This is a genomic window from Pseudomonas sp. FW305-25, assembly GCF_017351415.1.
GTDB classification, from domain to species: domain Bacteria; phylum Pseudomonadota; class Gammaproteobacteria; order Pseudomonadales; family Pseudomonadaceae; genus Aquipseudomonas; species Aquipseudomonas chlororaphis.
In genome coordinates this window covers 1-17,397 of sequence record NZ_JACNDE010000047.1, presented here as the reverse complement: position 1 = coordinate 17,397, position 17,397 = coordinate 1, and the positions used below count along the sequence as shown (strand labels likewise).

Here is a 17,397-nt window from a genome sequence, read left to right as displayed (position 1 = left end):
TCATTGGCCTCCGGCCATTCTGCCCAAAGGAGCCAGGCCAGAATTCAGCGAGCGGTTGATGGTGCCGGAGATGGCGCCACCGCTGCCGCCGCCATGGCCGGCGCTCATGCCGGTCAGGCCATTGGGGTTGGTGACGGTGTTCAGCCCCTGCAGGTTGACGCCGTTGGGCATGACGCTGCCGCTGATCGTGGAACCGCTGCTGACCCCGGCAAAATCGCTGTCGCTCAATTCGGTGTTGCTGGTCATCTGTTTGACCCGGGCCGATGGGTTGGCATTGACGGTGGTCGGGTAGGGGTCAGGATGCAGCGGAGGGCGGCCGACGGTATGAGGTTGCACGTCGCGGTCGAGAACGATCCTGCCGTCCCTGATGTCGCCGGCAGCCTGGACCGGGAGGCTGAGCAGCGAGCCGATGGCACAGCCGATCAGCAGGAGGCGGGTCAGAGCTGAATTGAGATTCTCCACGGCAGCATTCCCTTCTTTTTCGCTGGCCCTAGTCAGCGTTGCGAGGGTAGAGAGCAGAAGCCGTGCCGCTTTTTGATTGTTTCAAAAATTCAACAGGTTACGAGTAACCAGGTGTGTTGCCGGGGCAGGGGTGTTTCAACGATGAGACCCGTGCCGCCTTCGACAGCCCGGTATGGCCGGGGCGAGGCTCTGGATCGGAGGGCTCGCGGCGGGTTGTATCAGCGTTTTAACAGATGGCTGAAGGGCAATGAGAAGCCCTTTGATTTGGCCGTTTTGCGCAGCGGCGGGTGTTTCAGGGATGGACGTTTTTCTCGCCAGCAGAGGAGAAAAAAAGCGGACAGGAAAAGGATTCGGTTAACCCCGAAGCAAACGCTCGACCAGCTCGAATGCCCGTTGCCGACGGGCTTCCCAGTCGCCGCGAATCACTTCGAAGAGCTGCTGGTGTTGCACCAGCCAATCACCTGTGGCCTTGAAGAAGGCCAGGCGCTCGCTCAGTTCGGGTTGGCAGCGCTGGCCGTCGTTGCTCCAGCCGACATCTTCGGGGGAGAGTAGCAGGTGCAGATCGTAGCCGCGAGCCAGCAGCTCGGGCTCCAGCCAGTCCGGGCAGGCGCCGAACAGGGTCTGGCTCCAGAGCATATTGCTCAGCAGGTGCGTGTCGAGAATCAGCAGCGGCGGCTGTTGCGCCCGGGCCTGATCCTCCCAGGCCAGCTGGCCGCGGGCGATCTCCGGGATGTCCGCCAGGCAGGTGTCGCGTCGCTGCTGCTCGATGAAATGGCGAACGTACTCGCCCACCTGGATACCGCCGAAGCGCGCCTGCAAGTGGCCGCTGAGCCAGCTTTTGCCGCTGGACTCGGGGCCGGTCAACACCAGGACCTTCATGCCGGGCGCAACGCCGGGTCGGCCCGCCAGGCGCGCCAGCCCTGCACGGCCAACAGGGTGAACAGCCCGTACAGGGCCGCCGTCAGGTACAGGTCCTTGTAGATGAACAGGCCGACAAAAATCACGTCGACGGCAATCCACAGCGGCCAGCATTGCACGCGCTTCTGCGCCATCCACCATTGCGCCACCAGGCTGAAGCCGGTCAGCGCGGCGTCCAGCCAGGGTTGCGCGGCATCGGTCCAATGGGCCATGGCGGCCCCCAGCAGCAGGCTGCCGATGGCCCCGAGGCTCAGGCCCAGCAGCATCGAGCGGGGCGCCAGCAGGCTGACCGGCCGGCCCTGATGGCTGGCGCCACCGCGGGTCCACTGCCACCAGCCATAGAGTTGCAGGGCGGCGTAGACCACTTGCAGCAGCATGTCCGAATACAGCTTCACCTCGAAGAAGATCCAGCTGTACAGCAGCACCATGACCAGGCCGATCGGCCAGCACCAGGGGTTCTGTCTGACTGTCAGCCAGACGGCGATCACGCCGAGTGCGGCGGCGAACAGTTCAAGCCCGGACATGAAAACTACCTGGAAGCGGAGGAGGGTGCGGATTGTAACCAGAAGCGGCCTTGCATGTTAGTGAAGGCCGGTAACCGTGGCGGGGCGAACCCCGCCACGGACGACCTCAGACCCGGAACTGGCGCAACAGGCCGTTGAGCTGCTCGCTCAGCTCCTTGAGGTGCAGGCTGGCGGCACTGGACTGCTCGGCCGCCAGGGCGGTGCTGTGGGACAGGCCGGCGGCCTGGGTCACGTTCTGGTTGATGTCTTCGACCACATGGGCCTGTTGCAACGTGGCGCTGGCAATCGAGGCGTTCAGCCCGTTGAGGTTGCGCAGGGCCTGGCCGATGGCGTTCAGGCTTTCCCCGGCCAGCCCGGCCTGCTCGATGGTCTGTTGCGAAGCCCGGCTGCTGTCGCCGATGACTTTCACCGCGGCTTCCGAGTGCCCTTGCAGGCGCTCGATCATCGACTGGATCTCGGCGGTGGACTTCTGCGTCCGCTGGGCCAGCAGGCGCACCTCATCGGCCACCACGGCGAACCCACGGCCCTGTTCGCCGGCGCGGGCGGCTTCGATCGCCGCATTGAGCGCCAGCAGGTTGGTCTGCTCGGCGATCGAGTGGATCACCTCCAGCACGCTGCCGATCTGGGTGCTTTCCTGGGCCAGGGTGCGAATCACTTCCACGGCCTGGTCGATGGTGCCCGAGAGCCGGTCGATCTGTTGCAGGCTGCCGTCGATATTGACCTGGCCCTGCTGGGCCTGGGCTTCGGCGTCGCGCATCTCGCTGGCGGCGTGTTCGGCGTTCTTCGCCACGTCCTGTACGCCGTAGGTCACTTCGTTGATGGCGGTGGCCACCAGCTCCATCTGCTGCGACTGCTGCTGGCTGCGTTCCTGGGCCTGGCTGGCATTGCTGCCCAGGTCGGTGGAGGACTGTGCCAGGGCTGCGGCCGACACCTGCAACTGGCTGACGACGAGACGCAGCTTGGCGGTGAAGCCGTTGAAGTGCCGGGCCAGTTCGGTGACTTCGTCCTGGCCGTGGGTGTCGAGGGTACGGGTCAGGTCGCTTTCGCCGCTGGTGATATTGGCCATGGCGTGCACGGTTTCCTGCAGCGGGCGGACGATGCTGCGGGCGATCAGCAGCACCAGCAGGGCCATGAGCAGGGCAATGGCGATACCGACGACCGAGGCCTTCACCATCTGGCTGCGGAACTCGGCCTGCACGTCATCGATGTACACCCCCGAACCGATGATCCAGCCCCAGGGCTGGAACAGTTGGACATAGGAGGTCTTCTGCACCGGCTCGCTGGCGCCCGGTTTCGGCCAGCGATAGTTGACCATGCCGGCGCCCTTGGCCTTGGCGATGGCCACCATTTCGTTGAACACGGCAAAGCCGTCCGGGTCGCGAATGGCCGCGAGGTTCTGGCCGTCGAGCTTGGGGTTGGTTGGGTGCATGACCATGACCGGGGCCAGGTCGTTGATCCAGAAGTAGTCGCTCTGGTCGTAGCGCAGGTTGCGTATGGCGCTCAGCGCCTGCTTCTGCGCCGTCGCGCGATCGAGGCTGCCGGCGCTTTCCAGGCCCTGGAAATAGGCCAGCACGCCATTGGCGGTCTGCACCACATGCTGGGTTTTCTGCGCCTTGGCCTGGTACAGGTCGTCGTGGATCTGCTTGAGCATCAACATGCCCAGGGTCATCAGCATCAATACCGCGACAATCAGGATGAGCCACAGACGGCGGCTGATCGACATTCTGCGTAAGCTGTTCATGAATCTGTCACTCCCGATTGTTGTTCTTGTAATAGAAACACCCCGTACATCCGTCATGCGCTCCTTGCAGTCCGGTCCCGCTGATTCTCTCAACGCGACAGCGTTTATCGAGTATGTCTGCTAGGATTTCGGCCTCATCGCGAAAAACCTGAATCCGGCTGATTTTTCACGGAATTTTCAGGGGCGATGATGATCCTATTGCGGCTGCGAAGTCGCGACGCACGTGTCAGTGAACATTGAAGAAAAACTAAAAGGCATGCCATGGCATGACCTTCGGGGGATTGATGGAGCTTTGGACTGCCGCACAGGCATTGATTTTAGGGATTGTGGAAGGGCTGACGGAGTTTCTGCCCATCAGCAGCACGGGCCACCAGATTATCGTTGCCGACTTGCTCAACTTCGGTGGCGAGCGCGCCATGGCGTTCAACATCATCATTCAGCTGGGGGCCATTCTCGCGGTGGTCTGGGAGTTTCGCCGCAAGATCCTCGACGTGGTCACCGGCCTGCCGACCCAGCGCAACGCCCAGCGTTTCACTATCAACCTGCTGATCGCCTTCCTGCCCGCCGTGGTGCTGGGGGTGATTTTCGCCGACCTGATCCATGAATACCTGTTCAACCCGATCACCGTCGCCACGGCGCTGGTGGTGGGGGGCGTGGTCATGCTCTGGGCCGAACGCCGGCAGCATGAAATACATGCCAACACGGTGGACGAGATCAGCTGGAAAGATGCCTTGAAGGTCGGTTTCGCCCAGTGCCTGGCGATGATTCCAGGCACCTCGCGCTCGGGCTCCACCATCATCGGCGGCCTGTTGTTCGGCCTGTCGCGCAAGACCGCCACCGAGTTCTCGTTCTTCCTGGCGATGCCGACCATGGTCGGTGCCGCGGTCTACTCGGGCTACAAGTACCGCAACCTGTTCCAGCCGGACGACCTGCCGGTGTTTGCCATCGGCTTCATCACCTCGTTCATCTTCGCGATGATCGCGGTCAGGGGCCTGCTCAAGTTCATCGCCAACCACAGCTACGCGGCCTTTGCCTGGTACCGCATTGCCTTCGGCCTGGTGATCCTCGCCACCTGGCAGTTCGGTTGGGTCGACTGGACCGCGGTCCATTCCTGATGGACGCACGCAACCCGAACCGCCCCGGTAACGTCGCCGGGGCACGGATCCAGCAGCCAAGGCTCAAGGCGGTGATCTTCCTGCTGCTCTGCGCCTTGCCGCTGTGCGGTTCGCTGCTGTTGGGCGTGAAGGGGATTTCCTGGGTACCGCTGGCGGCCTACGGCGCGGTCAGCGTGCTGACGTTCTTCCTCTACTGGAGCGACAAGCGCAAGGCCCGTAGCGACAGCTGGCGGACCCCGGAAAACGTCCTGCACGCCGTGGAGCTGGCCGGTGGCTGGCCAGGCGCCTTGCTGGCGCAACAGGCGTTTCGCCACAAAACCCGCAAGCTGTCCTATCAACTGGTGTTCTGGCTGATCGTGCTGCTGCACCAGGTGTTCTGGATCGACCGGCTGTTTCTCGAAGGCAGCCTGTTCTCGCTGTTCTAAAGCAACAGGCCTACCTGTACCCGCTTGGGCAGCTTGCTCACCACCAACTGGTGCGAACGCCGCAGCAAGTCCCGCAGTTCGCCGGCGCCCAGCGGGTAGGGTGTCTGCATGATGATCCAGTGCGCCCGGGCCAGGTACGGCGCCGGCGCGATGCCGGGACGGTCGACATGGCCGAGGAACAGCTCCTTGTCCACCTTGAACGCCAGTGACTCGCCCCGCAGGTTCTGCAGGGCGAACATTTTGTTGCCGGCCACGGAAAACACCCGCACGCCGCCCCATTTGTAGTCTTCGCGCGCGCCCGGCAAGTCCAGGCAGAATTGCGCCACATCCGCTTCAGTCATGGTTTTTTCTTCCTTTTGTCGCGCTGTCACAGTGTGCGGTCCCCGCAGCCTTTGAAGGCTTCGCTGACATGCTCGATCCAGGCCCTTACCGCTGGCAATACACCGCGCCGGTGAGGGTAGACCGCCTGCAGCCAACCGCCAGGCAGCGACCACTCGGGCAGCAGTTGCACCAGTTGCCCGGTCTGCAGTTCTTCTTCGCAATACATCATCGGCAGGATGGTACAGCCAAGGCCGGCGAGGGCGCAGGAACGGCGCACCAGAAAATCGTCGATGCCCAGGCGCGCCTCCAGGATCAGGTCGCATTTCTCGCCCTGGGCGTCGAGCAGGCGCAAATGCACCATGCGGTCGGCCTCCAGGGCTCCCAGCACCGGCACCTTGTGCAGGTCTTCGGGACTGTGGATCGGCCATTCCCGGGCGAACCCCGGACTGGCGACCATCACAGTCTGCGCCTGGCGCAGGCGCCGGGTCACCAGCAAGGGGTCTTCGTCGCCATGCTCGCGAACCCGCAGCGCCACGTCGATGCCTTCGGCGACCACGTCGACCCGGCGGTTGAGCAACTGCATGTCCAGCTGGACCTGGGGATATTGCTCGAGGAACGAGCTGATAACGGTCGGCAACATATGATGGGCCAGGCCCACCGGGCAGGACACCCGCAGGCGCCCGCGAGGTTCGCTGGACATGCTGGCCACGGCTTCGTCGGCCATTTCCGCTTCCAGCAGCATGGCCTGGCAGTGACGCAGATAACGTTCGCCGACTGCGGTCAGCTTCAATTGGCGGGTGGTGCGTTGCAGCAATCGGGTGTGCAGGCGTTCTTCCAGTTCGGCGATACGCCGCGACAAACGGGATTTGGGCACCCCCAGTAAACGCCCGGCGGCGGCGAAACCACCGGCTTCCACCACCTTGGCAAAGTAATAAAGATCGTTGAGGTCTTGCATATCCTGGCTCTACTGTCCTGCTGGTGGGACAAACTATCGCATTTATGCCGACTAATCAGCTATTGGTTTCACCTGTAGGATTGTGCTCAATTGATCGCCCGGTGGCGATCCTCACTTGGAGAATTCCAGATGAAACTGTTGCATATCGATTCGAGCATCCTTGGTGACAACTCGGCTTCCCGTCAGTTGAGTGAAAGCGTGGTCAAGGCCTGGAAAAACGCCGATACCAGCGTTGAAGTGACCTACCGCGACCTGGCCGCCGATGCCATCAGCCATTTCAGCTCCGCCACCCTGGTGGCCGCCGGTACCCCGGCCGAAGTGCGCAACGCTGCCCAGCAGCACGAAGCCGAGCTGAGCGCTTCGACCCTCGCCGAATTCCAGGCCGCCGACGCTGTAGTGATCGCCGCGCCTATGTACAACTTCACCATCCCGACCCAACTCAAGGCCTGGATCGACCGCATCGCCGTCGCCGGCCAGACCTTCCGCTACACCGAAGCCGGCCCTGAAGGCCTGTGCGGTGGCAAGAAAGTCGTGGTGGTCTCCACCGCGGGCGGCCTGCACGCCGGCCAAGCCACTGGCGTGGCTCACGAGGATTACCTGAAAGTGCTGTTCGGCTTCCTCGGCATCACCGACATCGAATTCGTTCGCGCCCACGGCCTGGCTTATGGCGACGAGGTCCGCAACAAGGCCCTGAGCGACGCCCAGGCGCACATCAGCGAGCAACTTTTCGCTGCCGCGTAAGGCTTGTGTAAAAGTCGCTTACGCCCCAGGCAATGCCCTTTAAACTCTGTATTCTGATGCCCTCCAGGCAGCGGAATACGGAGTTTTTCGTGTTCGTGCTATTTGTTCTGGCTCGGGTTATGCAGTGGCTTGACCAGGCCCGACAGCTCCAGGCAACAGGCCAGCGAATTCCTGGCCAGTGAAGCAATGAACCGGCGTTTTCATCAGGTAGGGAAGGTGGTGCATCCATGATGCGTCTTTGGGCAATGTCACTGATCTGCCTGCTCGGCGGCCCGATTATCGTGCACGCCGCGCCCGCGCCTCATCCGCACTGGAGCGTGGGCTTCCACGAAATGAGTTTTCTCGACCCGCTGGACCAGCAGCCGATGCGCGCCATTGCCTTCTATCCCTCCACCGGCATCGAACACAGCAGCAAGGTCGAGGGTTATCAGATCGCCGCCTCCCGGGATTCGAAGGTCGCCATCGGCCGTTTTCCGCTGTTGATGCTGTCCCACGGCAATACCGGCACGCCGCTGGCCCTGCACGACCTGGCCACCTCGCTGGCGCGCAAGGGCTTCGTGGTGGTGGCGGTGATTCATCCGGGCGACAACTACAAGGATCACAGCCGGCTGGGGACCCTGAGCAATCTCTATGGCCGGCCGATCCAGATTTCCGAAGCCATCACCGCGACCCTGGCCGACCCGATGCTGTCGCCTTTCGTCAACGCCGGGCAGGTCGGGGTCATCGGTTACTCGGCCGGTGGTGAAACGGCGTTGATCCTGTCTGGAGCGACCCCCGACCTGGAGCGCCTGCGCCGCTACTGCCAGGAGCGCCCCGACGATCACGATGCCTGCAATACCCAGGGCGAACTGATCGTCGATCGCGACGACCTGCAACCGGTCGCCGACCCGCGGGTCCATGCGTTGCTGCTGATGGCGCCGCTGAGCCTGAAGTTCGGGCGCCAGACCCTGTCCGGCGTGCACGTGCCGGTGCTGCTGTACAGCGGCGACGTCGACAAGCTGGTGGCTCTGGATAAGAACGCCGCGGCGTTGGCCCGCAAGCTGCCGGTCGCGCCGGACTTCAGGCTGTTGGCCGGGGCCGGGCACTTCGTGTTCATGGCGCCGTGCACCGAGGAGCAGTTGCTGAGCATGCCGGCCTTGTGCACCGACGCCGATGGCGTCGACCGCGAGGACATTCACCGCAATCTGATCGCCGAGGCCGGCCGCTTCTTTGCCCAGGCCCTGGGCAAGCCGAGCCGGGCCGGGATGCAGACCGCGGATCAGTGACTCAGGCGTCGGCCCGGCGCTTGAGCAGCAGGGTCAGACCCAGGGCGCTGAGCGACAGCAGCGCCGCGCAGAAGAAAATCCATGAATACCCCAGGTTCAACGCCACCGCGCCCATCAAGGGCCCGGCAATCGCCAGCGCCAGGTCGAAAAACACCGCGTAGGCGCTCAGGCCGGCGCCGCGGCTGGTGCTGGGCACCTGCTTGATCGCTTCCACCCCCAGCGCCGGGTACACCAGCGACAGGCCGAAGCCGGCGAGCCCGGCGCCGATCATGGCGAACGCCGTCGATGGCGCCAGCCACAGCAGGATCAGGCCCAGGGTCTCGATGCTCATGCAGGCGATGGCCGCGCGATAACCGCCAAACCGGCTGATGCTGGAGATGAACAGCAGGCGCGAGAGGATGAAGCAGATGCCGAATACCGTCAGGCAATAGGCCGCGCCGGTCCAGCCGCGGCTGAGGTAGAACAGGGTAATGAAGGTGGTCAGGGTGCCGTAGCCGATGGACGCCAGGCTCAGGCCGGCGCCGTACGGCGCGATACGGCCGAACACCGCGCGAAACGACAGGCGCTCGCCACGGATCACCGGCACCGATGGCTTGTTGCGGATCAGCAGTAGGGCCAGGGCCGCCAGCAGCGACAGGGCCAGCCCCAGGCTTTCGAAACCGTAGTCGGCGACCATCACCACCCCCAGCGGCGCGCCGATGGCAATCGCGCCATAGGAGGCGATGCCGTTCCAGGAAATCGAGCGCGCGGTGTGCTCGGCGCCGACCTGGCCCATGCACCAGCTGATGGTGCCTACGCCGATCAGGCCCTGGGCCACCCCCAGTAGCAAACGTCCCAGCAACAGGACGCTCAGGCTGAGCAGCGGCAATGTTTGCAGGAGGCTGGACGCCAGGGTCAGCAACCCGCTGAGGAAAATCCCCGCCAGGCCGTAGACGATTGCCCGTTTGGTGCCGATGTTGTCCGACAGGCGCCCGGCCATGGGCCGGCTGAGGAGGGTGGCCAGGTACTGCGAGCCGATGGTCAGCCCGGCCACCACCGCGCTGAAGCCCAGTTCGCCGTGGACGTAACCCGGTAGCACCGCGATCGGCAGGCCGATGCAGAGAAACGCGATAAAGGTATAGAAGACGATAGAGACGATCTGCAGGGTGATCGCCATGGAGCTGGGCACGGGCTGTTGTTGCGCAGACATGAGGGCTCGTTCGCGGGCGGGCGGTTGGAGAACTGCATCATGGCGCGGGCCGGAAATAAAAGGAAGCAGGCTAACGATTTCTTTATGGCCTGCTATTTATAGGGGGTGGGAGGACGTCATCGCTGCGTCTGTAGGAACGAGGCTTGCCCGCGATGCTTTTATAGCCGTACAAAAAAAGCCCCGTCACCAGGACGGGGCTTGCAAGCCGGCAACTGGTTGGCGTTCCTTAGAACACCACGCCCTGGCTGCGCAGGTAGTCGTCGTAGGTGCCGCTGAAGTCGGTCACGCCGTTCGGGCTCAGCTCGATGATGCGAGTGGCCAGGGACGACACGAACTCACGGTCGTGGCTGACGAAGATCAGCGTTCCCGGGTAGTTTTCCAGGGCCAGGTTCAGCGCCTCGATGGATTCCATGTCCAGGTGGTTGGTCGGTTCGTCCATCACCAGTACGTTGGGCTTTTGCAGGATCAGCTTGCCGAACAGCATGCGACCTTGCTCACCACCGGAGATGACCTTGACCGACTTGAGGATCTCGTCGTTGGAGAACAGCATGCGGCCCAGGGTGCCACGGATGATCTGCTCGCCCTGGGTCCACTGGCCCATCCAGTCGAACAGGCTGACGTCGTCTTCGAAGTCATGAGCGTGGTCCTGGGCGTAGTAGCCCAGCTCTGCGCTTTCGGTCCACTTCACCGAACCGGCGTCCGGGGTCAGCTCGCCCATCAGGGTGCGCAGCAGGGTGGTCTTGCCGATGCCGTTCGGGCCGATGATCGCCACGCGCTCGCCGGCTTCGACGGTGAAGCTGAAGTTCTTGAACAGGGTCTTGCCGTCGAAGCCCTTGGACATCTGCTCGATGGTCACGGCCTGGCGGTGCAGCTTCTTGGTCTGTTCGAAGCGGATGAACGGGCTGACGCGGCTCGATGGCTTGACCTCGGCCAGCTGGATCTTGTCGATCTGCTTGGCGCGGGAGGTGGCCTGCTTGGCTTTCGAGGCGTTGGCCGAGAAGCGGCTGACGAAGGTCTGCAGCTCGGCGATCTGGGCTTTCTTCTTGGCGTTGTCCGACAGCAGTTGCTCGCGGGACTGGGTCGCCGCGGTCATGTACTCGTCGTAGTTGCCCGGGAACAGGCGCAGCTCGCCGTAGTCCAGGTCGGCCATGTGGGTGCAGACGCTGTTGAGGAAGTGACGGTCGTGGGAAATGATGATCATGGTGCTGTTACGCGCCGTCAGAATCGTTTCCAGCCAGCGGATGGTGTTGATGTCCAGGTGGTTGGTCGGTTCGTCGAGCAGCAGCACTTCCGGATCGGAGAACAGCGCCTGGGCCAGCAAGACCCGCAGCTTCCAGCCCGGAGCCACTTCGGTCATCGGACCGAAATGCTGTTCCAGGGGAATGCCCAGGCCCAGCAGCAGTTCACCGGCGCGGGACTCGGCGGTGTAGCCATCCATCTCGGCGAAGTCGGTTTCCAGCTCGGCCACGGCCATGCCGTCTTCTTCGCTCATTTCCGGCAGCGAGTAGATGCGATCGCGCTCGGCCTTGACCTTCCACAGCTCTTCGTGACCCATGATCACGGTGTCGATCACGGTGAATTCTTCGTAGGCGAACTGGTCCTGGCGCAGTTTACCCAGGCGAACGTTCGGCTCCAGCATGACCTGGCCGCCGGACGGCTCGAGGTCGCCGCCGAGGATTTTCATGAAAGTCGACTTGCCGCAACCGTTGGCGCCGATCAGGCCATAGCGGTTGCCGCCGTTGAACTTGACCGAAACGTTCTCGAATAGCGGCTTGGCGCCGAACTGCATCGTGATGTTAGCTGTGGAGATCAATTACTTTACCTATCAAGGGGTTGCGAGCATCGTGTGGGCTCTTGGGCCATTCCCGGGGCATTCTGGAGCTTTTCCATTTCGCCAGGGTCGAGCCAGGGTCGAGCCAGCGAGCATAAGTAGACAGCAACATCTGGACGCTATGGCCAAGTTGCTGGGCAATAAAGGTGGGAGGTCATGTTGGAATTTGGCGCGCATTGTCGCATATGTGCGCCGGCAGTTGTATGACAGTGACCCACGGATTTTTCATCCAGGCCGGTAAACGTCAGGCGTTGTAAAAATTGCCGCTGCGGATTTGTCCCGGGCAATGCGACTTAGGTTGTGGCATAGCGGACGGACACATTTTCACAAATCGGAGTTAACCTTTGGTTACAAACTGTGGCTAAAATGCCGACCAGTTGCCACATGCCATCATTGGCATGGGCTCAAGGACGTGCCTTCAGGACCTCTTATCGCTTTCGGACGCTGCATATGACCCCGGCCCAGGTGGCCCACGTGGGGGCGCAGTATGTTCTCTTCTGACATGTGACGATTTCCGTGAAACTCATCATTGCCGCTGTTTACGTTTTATCCATCGCGTATGTGCACCTGCGTGGTCGCGTGCGCCATAAACTGGGCCGCCAGCTGAGTGATCACTCGACCTTCCTGGCCCCGATCAACTGCTTCCTTTATCTGTTCTCGAAGATCCCCAATCGCCCGTACCTCGATCCGGCCGACTTTCCCGACCTGAGCCCGTTGCAGGCCCACTGGGAAGAAATCCGCGCCGAGGGCCAGAGCCTGCTCAGGGCCGGGGAGATCAAGCGTTCGGAGCAGTACGACGACGTTGGCTTCAACTCGTTCTTCAAGACCGGCTGGAAGCGCTTCTACCTCAAGTGGTACGGCGACAGCCACCCTTCGGCGATGAAGCTGTGCCCGCGGACCACCGAGCTGGTGCAAAGCATCGGTTCGATCAAGGCGGCGATGTTCGCCGAACTACCGCCGGGCTCGAAGCTGGTGCGCCACCGCGACCCTTATGCCGGTTCCTACCGTTACCACCTGGGCCTGGAAACGCCCAACAGCGCCGGTTGCTACATCAATGTCGACGGTGAGCACTATCACTGGCGCGACGGCGAAGCGGTGATGTTCGACGAGACCTACATCCACTACGCGGAAAACACCACCGAGCAGAACCGCATCATCCTGTTCTGTGACGTCGAGCGGCCGATGAAGTACCGCTGGGCCGCCGCCTTCAACCGCTGGTTCAGCCGCACCGTGATGGCCGCCGCCGGTTCGCCCAACGATGTCGGCGACCGCACCGGGGGCCTGAACCGCGCCTTCACCAAGCTGTACAAGATCCGCCTGCGTGGTAAAGAGCTGAAAAAGCGCAACCGCAAGCTTTATTACCTGGAAAAGTGGGCGATCTTCGCTGCGCTGTTGTTACTGTTCATCTTCATCTGATTCGCCCCTGATCGCAGGCCAGCCTCGCGCCTACGAGCCCGTCGCAGGAGCGAGGCTGGCCCGCGATCACGTCCTCAAGGTTTGTCCACTCCCAACTGCTGCCACATCTTCGCGGTGATCCGCTGCCGATGGGCGTAGCCGTGCCACGGATCCTCGGTCAAGGCCTCCAGGCGCTGACTCAGGTTCGCCACGTTCCACTGCTGGGCATGCCGGACATCGCCCAGTTCATCCCGCGCGATCGGCACCGAGACCGGCAGCCCGGGGCGGGCCCGTACCGAATAGGCGGCCACGGTGCTGGCACCACGGGTATTGCGCAGGTAATCGACGAAGATTTTGCCGACCCGGTTTTTCGGGCCCATGGTCGCGGTGATGCGCTCCGGCAACTGCTGCGCCATGAATTGCGCGATGGCCTTGGCGAAACCCTTGACCGTATCCCAGTCGGCCTTGCGCGCCAGCGGCACGATCAGGTGCATGCCTTTGCCGCCGCTGGTTTTCAGGAAGACCTGCAAACCCAGTTCATCGAGCACCGAAAGGGTCAGCTGGGTGGCCTCCAGCATGCTTTTCCAGGGCAGCGCCGGGTCCGGGTCGAGGTCGAGCACGAACAGGTCCGGGGTTTCGATCTGGTCGTGGGTCGCGCCCCAGGTGTGCAACTCGATGGTGCCCATCTGCACCGCGCCGATCAGTGCCGCAGTGCTGCCGATTTCCATCAGGCGCGCGTGGCCGGGGTCCAGCGCCGGGTCGAGGTGGCGGATATGGGGGATGGCCAGGTGCTCGGCATGTTTCTGGAAAAACTGCTCGCCTTCCACCCCTTCAGGAGCCCGCAGCAACGACACCGGCCGGTCGCGCAGGTGCGGCAGGATCTGCTCGTCGATGCTGGCGTAGAACTGCGCCAGTTGCAGCTTGGTGGTGCCAGACTGCTGGTCGATGACCCGATCCGGGTGGGTGATCCTGACCCCGGCGACGCTGTGAGCGGCCGACTTATCCGAACGGGAGGCCGTGCCCCGGCTGCGCGTCTCGACGGCCTTGGAGGTCTGCGGCTGCTCGCGAACGATCTCCCTGGCCGGCTTATCGCTGCGCAGAGCGATGAACGCCGCCTGGCGCACCACCTGCTCGCGGGTCCACTCGGCGAATTCGACTTCGGCCACCAGCTGCGGCTCGACCCAGTGCACGCCGCGGGCCTGGGCCGCAGTCAGGGGCTTGGCCAGGGGCGATGAGTCCCGCTCAAGTTCCTGCATCCGCTCATGCAGCTGCTTCAAGGTCTGCTGGTCGAAACCGGTGCCGACCCGGCCGGCGTACACCAGCCCGCTAGTGTCGTTGACTCCCAGCAGCAGGGCGCCAAAGCCGCTGCGCGAACCTTGCGGCTTGGTATAGCCGAGCACCACGAACTCCTGGCGCAGCCGGCATTTGAGCTTGATCCAGTCGCTGCTGCGGCGCGACACATAGGGGCTGCCGGCTCGCTTGCCGATCACCCCCTCAAGGGACAGGGCACAGGCGCTTTCGAGGATGTCGTGGTGCTGGGCGGCAAAGGCTTCGGAAAAACGCAGGACCTTGCTCGATTTGCGCCCGAGCGCCTGCTTGAGGGCCTGACGGCGTTCTTCCACCGGCGTTTCGCGCAAGTCCTCGCCCTGCAGAAAGGGTGCGTCGAACAGGTAATAGATGATGTCCACGCTGCGACCGATATCGAAGGCGTTCTGCAGCGCCTGGAAGTCCGGCAGGCCTTGGTCGTTGAGCACCACCATTTCGCCGTCCAGCCAGCTGTCCTTGAGCTTCAGGGCGGCCAGGGCCTTGGCTTGCTGGGGCAGGCGGCTGGTCCAGTCGTGACCGTTGCGGGTCAGCAGGCGCACCTCGTCGTCCTGGATCCGCGCCAGGATCCGGTAGCCGTCGAACTTGATCTCGTAGCGCCAGTCGCCGCTGGGCGCCTTGTCCACCAGGGTCGCCAGCTGCGGCGCCAGGCTTTGCGGCAGGACCACGGCTTTTTTCCCCGATGGCTTCTTCACGGTTTTTTTTGCGGCCTGGGGTTTGGCGCTGGCGGCTGTGCTGTCGCCCACCGTGGCACCGCTGAGCACGCTTCTGGGCAGGGCCTGGACCACGTCGTACTCGTCGCTCGCTCGCGCCTGGGCATCCTGCTCCTTGATCAGCAGCCACTGTTCCTTGTCGCCGCTGCCGCGCATATGGGTGCGCACCAGGGTCCAGTCGCCGCCAAGCTTCTCACCGATCAGGGTGAACTTGAGCTTGCCCGCCCGGTAGCCGGCCTCGGGGTCGTCATGGGGTTGCCAGACGCCATGGTCCCAGACGATCACGTCGCCGGCGCCGTATTGCCCGGCGGGGATGCTGCCCTCGAAATCGCCATAGCTCAGCGGGTGGTCCTCGACATGCACCGCCAGGCGTTTTTGTGTGGGGTCCAGGCTCGGGCCCTTGGGCACCGCCCAGCTTTTCAGGCTGCCGCCCAGTTCCAGGCGAAAGTCGTAATGCAGGTTGCGCGCATCGTGCTTCTGGATCACGAAACGCAGGGCCGAGAGGGACTTGGCGGAGGCTTTGTCCGCCGCCGGCTCCGAGGTGATCGCGAAGTTGCGCTTGCGCTGGTATTCACTCAGGGATTTGGCCATGACCCACTACCTTGTATGGCGAGCCGGCGGTTCAGGCACGGGATCGCTTGGTGGCTTTCTTGGCTGTCGCGGGTTTGCCCGCGGCCTTGCCGGGTTTGTCCGGGCTGGCGGGCGCCTTGCTCCTGGACTTGGCGCCCAGGCTGCGCTTGAGCATCTCGGTCAGGTCGATGATGTCGGCGCTCTGGCGTTGCTCTTCGCCTGCGGCGCTTTCCACGTCCTCGATCTTGCCGGCCCGGGCCTTTTTCTCCACCAGGGCCATGATTTTGTCGGTGAAGCTGTCGCGGTATTCCTCCGGCTGCCAATCGGCGCTCATGTCCGCCACCAGGCGCCTGGCCATGTCCCGCTCGCCCTTGGTCAGGTCCGGCTTGGCCACCTCCGGTCCCAGGGCCAGTTCGTCGAGGCTGCGCACCTCGGCCGGCCAACGCAGCATTACCAGCACCAGCGCCGACTCCAGCGGCATCAGCGCTGCCAGATGCTGGCGGGTGTGCAGCACCACCAGGGCCAGGGCGACTTTCGAGGTGCTCTGCAGGGTTTCGCGCAGCAGCGCATAGACCTTGCCGCCACGCTTGTCGGGGGCCAGGAAGTAGGGGGTGTCGATGTTCTGCAGCGGGATCTGCTGGCTGTCGACAAAGGCGAAGATGTCGATGGTCTGGGTCGACAGCGGGTGGGCCGAGCGGATCTCGTCCTCGCTGAGTAGCACATAGCGGCCTTTTTCGTAGGCCACGCCTTTGACGATATGTTCCTTGCCGACTTCCTTGCCGGTGACCTTGTTGACCCGCTTGTAACCCACCGGGTCCATGGTGCGCTGGTCCAGCCAGTCGAAGTCGACGCCCTGGGAGGAGGTCGCCGAGACCAGCGCCACCGGAATGTGAACCAGACCGAAACTGATCGCGCCTTTCCAGATTGCCCGTGCCATGAGCCTGTCCCCGTATTGACTATGGAATCGCCATGCAGCGACTGGTTTTCAGGTGACCCGTGGCGCGGCGCGAAAGTTTCCCCGGGGTGCCGGCCTGCATAGGGCAAGCCGATAACTCGTGTTACATGTCTGGCGGATTATTTAATTAACAAGGCCGAACGCGCGACGTAGCCTGGACTCGAATGCGATAACTCGTCGCCATCCAAGAGGGTCGCCATGAACAATCTGCTTCGCGCTCTTGTCGCTTTTGCACTGATGAGCGGGGCCAGCGCCGTGGCGTTCGCCGCGCCTCAGGCGGCGCATCCGGACAGCAGCCCAACGTCCGCCATGCTGTTGGCGCAGAACCTGCCCGGCAGTAACAACAACCCCTACAACAGCCCGATACGCCGGGCCAACCCCAACAGCATGCAGGGCACCCAGCCCAGTGCACCGGCTGTTCGTGGGGTTAATCCAGTACCCGTGCAACGCCCTCCGACCCTGGAGAACGGCGGCATCGGCAACGGTTACCCGCGCACCATCACCCAGCCACGGATCATCGATCCGACACCCGTGACCCCACCGCGTAACCAACAGCAGCGATAAACGCTGACCGCCCGAGGCCGATGCCGACCCCGGGCGGAACCCTTTTTATCGACAGAAGGAATTGTGCATGTTGCGTAAAACCCTCTTGGCAACCGTCTGTGCCAGCCTTGTTCTGAGCAGTGCGCCACCGGCCGTGGCCGCCCCCAGCCAACCGTTGCAGAGCGAGCTGGGCCCCCTCAGCGTGACCCCGCTGGTCGAGGGCCTGGACCACCCCTGGGCCCTGGCGTTCCTGCCGGACCGCCAGGGCATCCTGGTGACCGAGCGCCCAGGCAACCTGCGGCTGGTCGGCGCCGACGGCAAGCTCTCGGCGCCCCTGGACGGCGTGCCGCAGGTCTGGGCCAAGGGCCAGGGCGGCTTGCTGGATGTGGTGCTGTCGCCGGACTTCAAGCA

The 17,397-nt window shown here is 63.4% G+C and carries 17 protein-coding genes; 7 read left to right on the top strand and 10 right to left on the bottom strand.

Annotated elements, in window-relative coordinates; translation table 11 throughout:
- The 4 genes from J4E58_RS28655 to J4E58_RS28640 all read right to left on the bottom strand — a co-directional run bounded on the left by J4E58_RS28655 (position 1) and on the right by J4E58_RS28640 (position 3,645).
- The gene (locus tag J4E58_RS28655) at positions 1-462 is read right to left on the bottom strand and encodes a hypothetical protein (RefSeq protein ID WP_087091042.1); all 462 of its coding nucleotides are present in this window, start codon (positions 460-462) and stop codon (positions 1-3) included.
- A gap of 354 nt (positions 463-816) precedes the next feature.
- On the bottom strand, positions 817-1,341 hold the full coding sequence (locus tag J4E58_RS28650) for an AAA family ATPase (protein WP_087091041.1): 525 nt from the start codon (positions 1,339-1,341) through the stop codon (positions 817-819).
- A complete protein-coding gene (gene pnuC / locus J4E58_RS28645; protein WP_053261070.1) occupies positions 1,338-1,904 on the bottom strand; it encodes a nicotinamide riboside transporter PnuC in 567 nt (188 codons plus the stop codon). Before pnuC ends, J4E58_RS28650 begins: the two co-directional genes overlap by 4 nt.
- Before the next feature lie 106 nt (positions 1,905-2,010).
- Positions 2,011-3,645: a methyl-accepting chemotaxis protein gene (locus J4E58_RS28640; protein WP_087091040.1), complete on the bottom strand. Its 1,635-nt coding sequence runs from the start codon at positions 3,643-3,645 to the stop codon at positions 2,011-2,013.
- A gap of 284 nt (positions 3,646-3,929) precedes the next feature.
- On the opposite strand from J4E58_RS28640, the gene J4E58_RS28635 reads away from it, so the two are divergent.
- Both J4E58_RS28635 and J4E58_RS28630 read left to right on the top strand, forming a co-directional pair.
- On the top strand, positions 3,930-4,760 hold the full coding sequence (locus tag J4E58_RS28635; protein WP_053261582.1) for an undecaprenyl-diphosphate phosphatase: 831 nt from the start codon (positions 3,930-3,932) through the stop codon (positions 4,758-4,760).
- Positions 4,760-5,185, top strand: coding sequence for a DUF1294 domain-containing protein (locus J4E58_RS28630; protein ID WP_009043775.1), 426 nt, complete (start codon positions 4,760-4,762; stop codon positions 5,183-5,185). Before J4E58_RS28635 ends, J4E58_RS28630 begins: the two co-directional genes overlap by 1 nt.
- On the opposite strand, the gene J4E58_RS28625 is transcribed toward J4E58_RS28630, so the two are convergent.
- Together J4E58_RS28625 and J4E58_RS28620 are read right to left on the bottom strand one after the other, a co-directional pair.
- Positions 5,182-5,526 carry an MmcQ/YjbR family DNA-binding protein gene (locus J4E58_RS28625; protein WP_007926440.1) on the bottom strand — a complete coding sequence of 115 codons (345 nt, stop codon included), beginning with the start codon at positions 5,524-5,526 and terminating at the stop codon, positions 5,182-5,184. The genes J4E58_RS28630 and J4E58_RS28625 overlap by 4 nt on opposite strands.
- Before the next feature lie 26 nt (positions 5,527-5,552).
- A complete protein-coding gene (locus J4E58_RS28620) occupies positions 5,553-6,461 on the bottom strand; it encodes a LysR substrate-binding domain-containing protein (protein ID WP_087091039.1) in 909 nt (302 codons plus the stop codon).
- 129 nt (positions 6,462-6,590) lie between these two features.
- On the opposite strand from J4E58_RS28620, the gene J4E58_RS28615 reads away from it, so the two are divergent.
- Both J4E58_RS28615 and J4E58_RS28610 read left to right on the top strand, forming a co-directional pair.
- Positions 6,591-7,202 (top strand): FMN-dependent NADH-azoreductase, encoded by a 612-nt coding sequence (locus tag J4E58_RS28615; protein ID WP_087091038.1) that lies wholly within the window; start codon positions 6,591-6,593, stop codon positions 7,200-7,202.
- A gap of 227 nt (positions 7,203-7,429) precedes the next feature.
- Positions 7,430-8,467, top strand: a complete 1,038-nt coding sequence (locus J4E58_RS28610) for a dienelactone hydrolase (RefSeq protein ID WP_087091037.1) — start codon at positions 7,430-7,432, stop codon at positions 8,465-8,467.
- Position 8,468: 1 nt separating this feature from the next.
- Here J4E58_RS28610 and J4E58_RS28605 read toward each other — a convergent pair whose 3' ends face one another.
- Entirely contained in the window at positions 8,469-9,656 is a 1,188-nt protein-coding gene (locus tag J4E58_RS28605) for an MFS transporter (RefSeq protein WP_087091036.1), read from the bottom strand.
- Positions 9,657-9,882: 226 nt separating this feature from the next.
- Positions 9,883-11,469: an ABC-F family ATPase gene (locus J4E58_RS28600; protein ID WP_009043780.1), complete on the bottom strand. Its 1,587-nt coding sequence runs from the start codon at positions 11,467-11,469 to the stop codon at positions 9,883-9,885.
- 534 nt (positions 11,470-12,003) lie between these two features.
- Between J4E58_RS28600 and lpxO the strand changes: the two genes are divergently transcribed.
- Positions 12,004-12,903 carry a lipid A hydroxylase LpxO gene (gene lpxO, locus J4E58_RS28595; protein WP_087091035.1) on the top strand — a complete coding sequence of 300 codons (900 nt, stop codon included), beginning with the start codon at positions 12,004-12,006 and terminating at the stop codon, positions 12,901-12,903.
- A gap of 74 nt (positions 12,904-12,977) precedes the next feature.
- Here lpxO and ligD read toward each other — a convergent pair whose 3' ends face one another.
- Both ligD and J4E58_RS28585 read right to left on the bottom strand, forming a co-directional pair.
- Positions 12,978-15,509: a DNA ligase D gene (gene ligD / locus J4E58_RS28590; RefSeq protein WP_087091034.1), complete on the bottom strand. Its 2,532-nt coding sequence runs from the start codon at positions 15,507-15,509 to the stop codon at positions 12,978-12,980.
- Between the two features lie 31 nt (positions 15,510-15,540).
- Entirely contained in the window at positions 15,541-16,425 is an 885-nt protein-coding gene (locus J4E58_RS28585) for a Ku protein (RefSeq protein WP_087091033.1), read from the bottom strand.
- 216 nt (positions 16,426-16,641) lie between these two features.
- Here J4E58_RS28585 and J4E58_RS28580 point away from each other — a divergent pair, with 216 nt between their 5' ends.
- Entirely contained in the window at positions 16,642-17,007 is a 366-nt protein-coding gene (locus J4E58_RS28580) for a hypothetical protein (RefSeq protein ID WP_087091032.1), read from the top strand.
- 67 nt (positions 17,008-17,074) lie between these two features.
- Positions 17,075-17,397, top strand: a 323-nt coding sequence (locus tag J4E58_RS28575) for a PQQ-dependent sugar dehydrogenase (RefSeq protein ID WP_207255346.1), incomplete at its 3' end; no start/stop codon positions are given.

What these genes read in the sequence shown, in the direction of transcription:
- J4E58_RS28625 (WP_007926440.1), bottom strand. Translation starts at nt 5,526, where the DNA reads ATGACTGAAGCGGATGTGGCGCAATTCTGCCTGGACTTGCCGGGCGCG.
- J4E58_RS28605 (WP_087091036.1), bottom strand. Translation starts at nt 9,656, where the DNA reads ATGTCTGCGCAACAACAGCCCGTGCCCAGCTCCATGGCGATCACCCTG.
- J4E58_RS28610 (WP_087091037.1), top strand. Translation starts at nt 7,430, where the DNA reads ATGATGCGTCTTTGGGCAATGTCACTGATCTGCCTGCTCGGCGGCCCG.
- J4E58_RS28620 (WP_087091039.1), bottom strand. Translation starts at nt 6,461, where the DNA reads ATGCAAGACCTCAACGATCTTTATTACTTTGCCAAGGTGGTGGAAGCC.
- J4E58_RS28640 (WP_087091040.1), bottom strand. Translation starts at nt 3,645, where the DNA reads ATGAACAGCTTACGCAGAATGTCGATCAGCCGCCGTCTGTGGCTCATC.
- J4E58_RS28650 (WP_087091041.1), bottom strand. Translation starts at nt 1,341, where the DNA reads ATGAAGGTCCTGGTGTTGACCGGCCCCGAGTCCAGCGGCAAAAGCTGG.
- J4E58_RS28635 (WP_053261582.1), top strand. Translation starts at nt 3,930, where the DNA reads ATGGAGCTTTGGACTGCCGCACAGGCATTGATTTTAGGGATTGTGGAA.
- J4E58_RS28585 (WP_087091033.1), bottom strand. Translation starts at nt 16,425, where the DNA reads ATGGCACGGGCAATCTGGAAAGGCGCGATCAGTTTCGGTCTGGTTCAC.
- J4E58_RS28630 (WP_009043775.1), top strand. Translation starts at nt 4,760, where the DNA reads ATGGACGCACGCAACCCGAACCGCCCCGGTAACGTCGCCGGGGCACGG.
- pnuC (WP_053261070.1), bottom strand. Translation starts at nt 1,904, where the DNA reads ATGTCCGGGCTTGAACTGTTCGCCGCCGCACTCGGCGTGATCGCCGTC.
- J4E58_RS28615 (WP_087091038.1), top strand. Translation starts at nt 6,591, where the DNA reads ATGAAACTGTTGCATATCGATTCGAGCATCCTTGGTGACAACTCGGCT.
- ligD (WP_087091034.1), bottom strand. Translation starts at nt 15,509, where the DNA reads ATGGCCAAATCCCTGAGTGAATACCAGCGCAAGCGCAACTTCGCGATC.
- J4E58_RS28580 (WP_087091032.1), top strand. Translation starts at nt 16,642, where the DNA reads ATGAACAATCTGCTTCGCGCTCTTGTCGCTTTTGCACTGATGAGCGGG.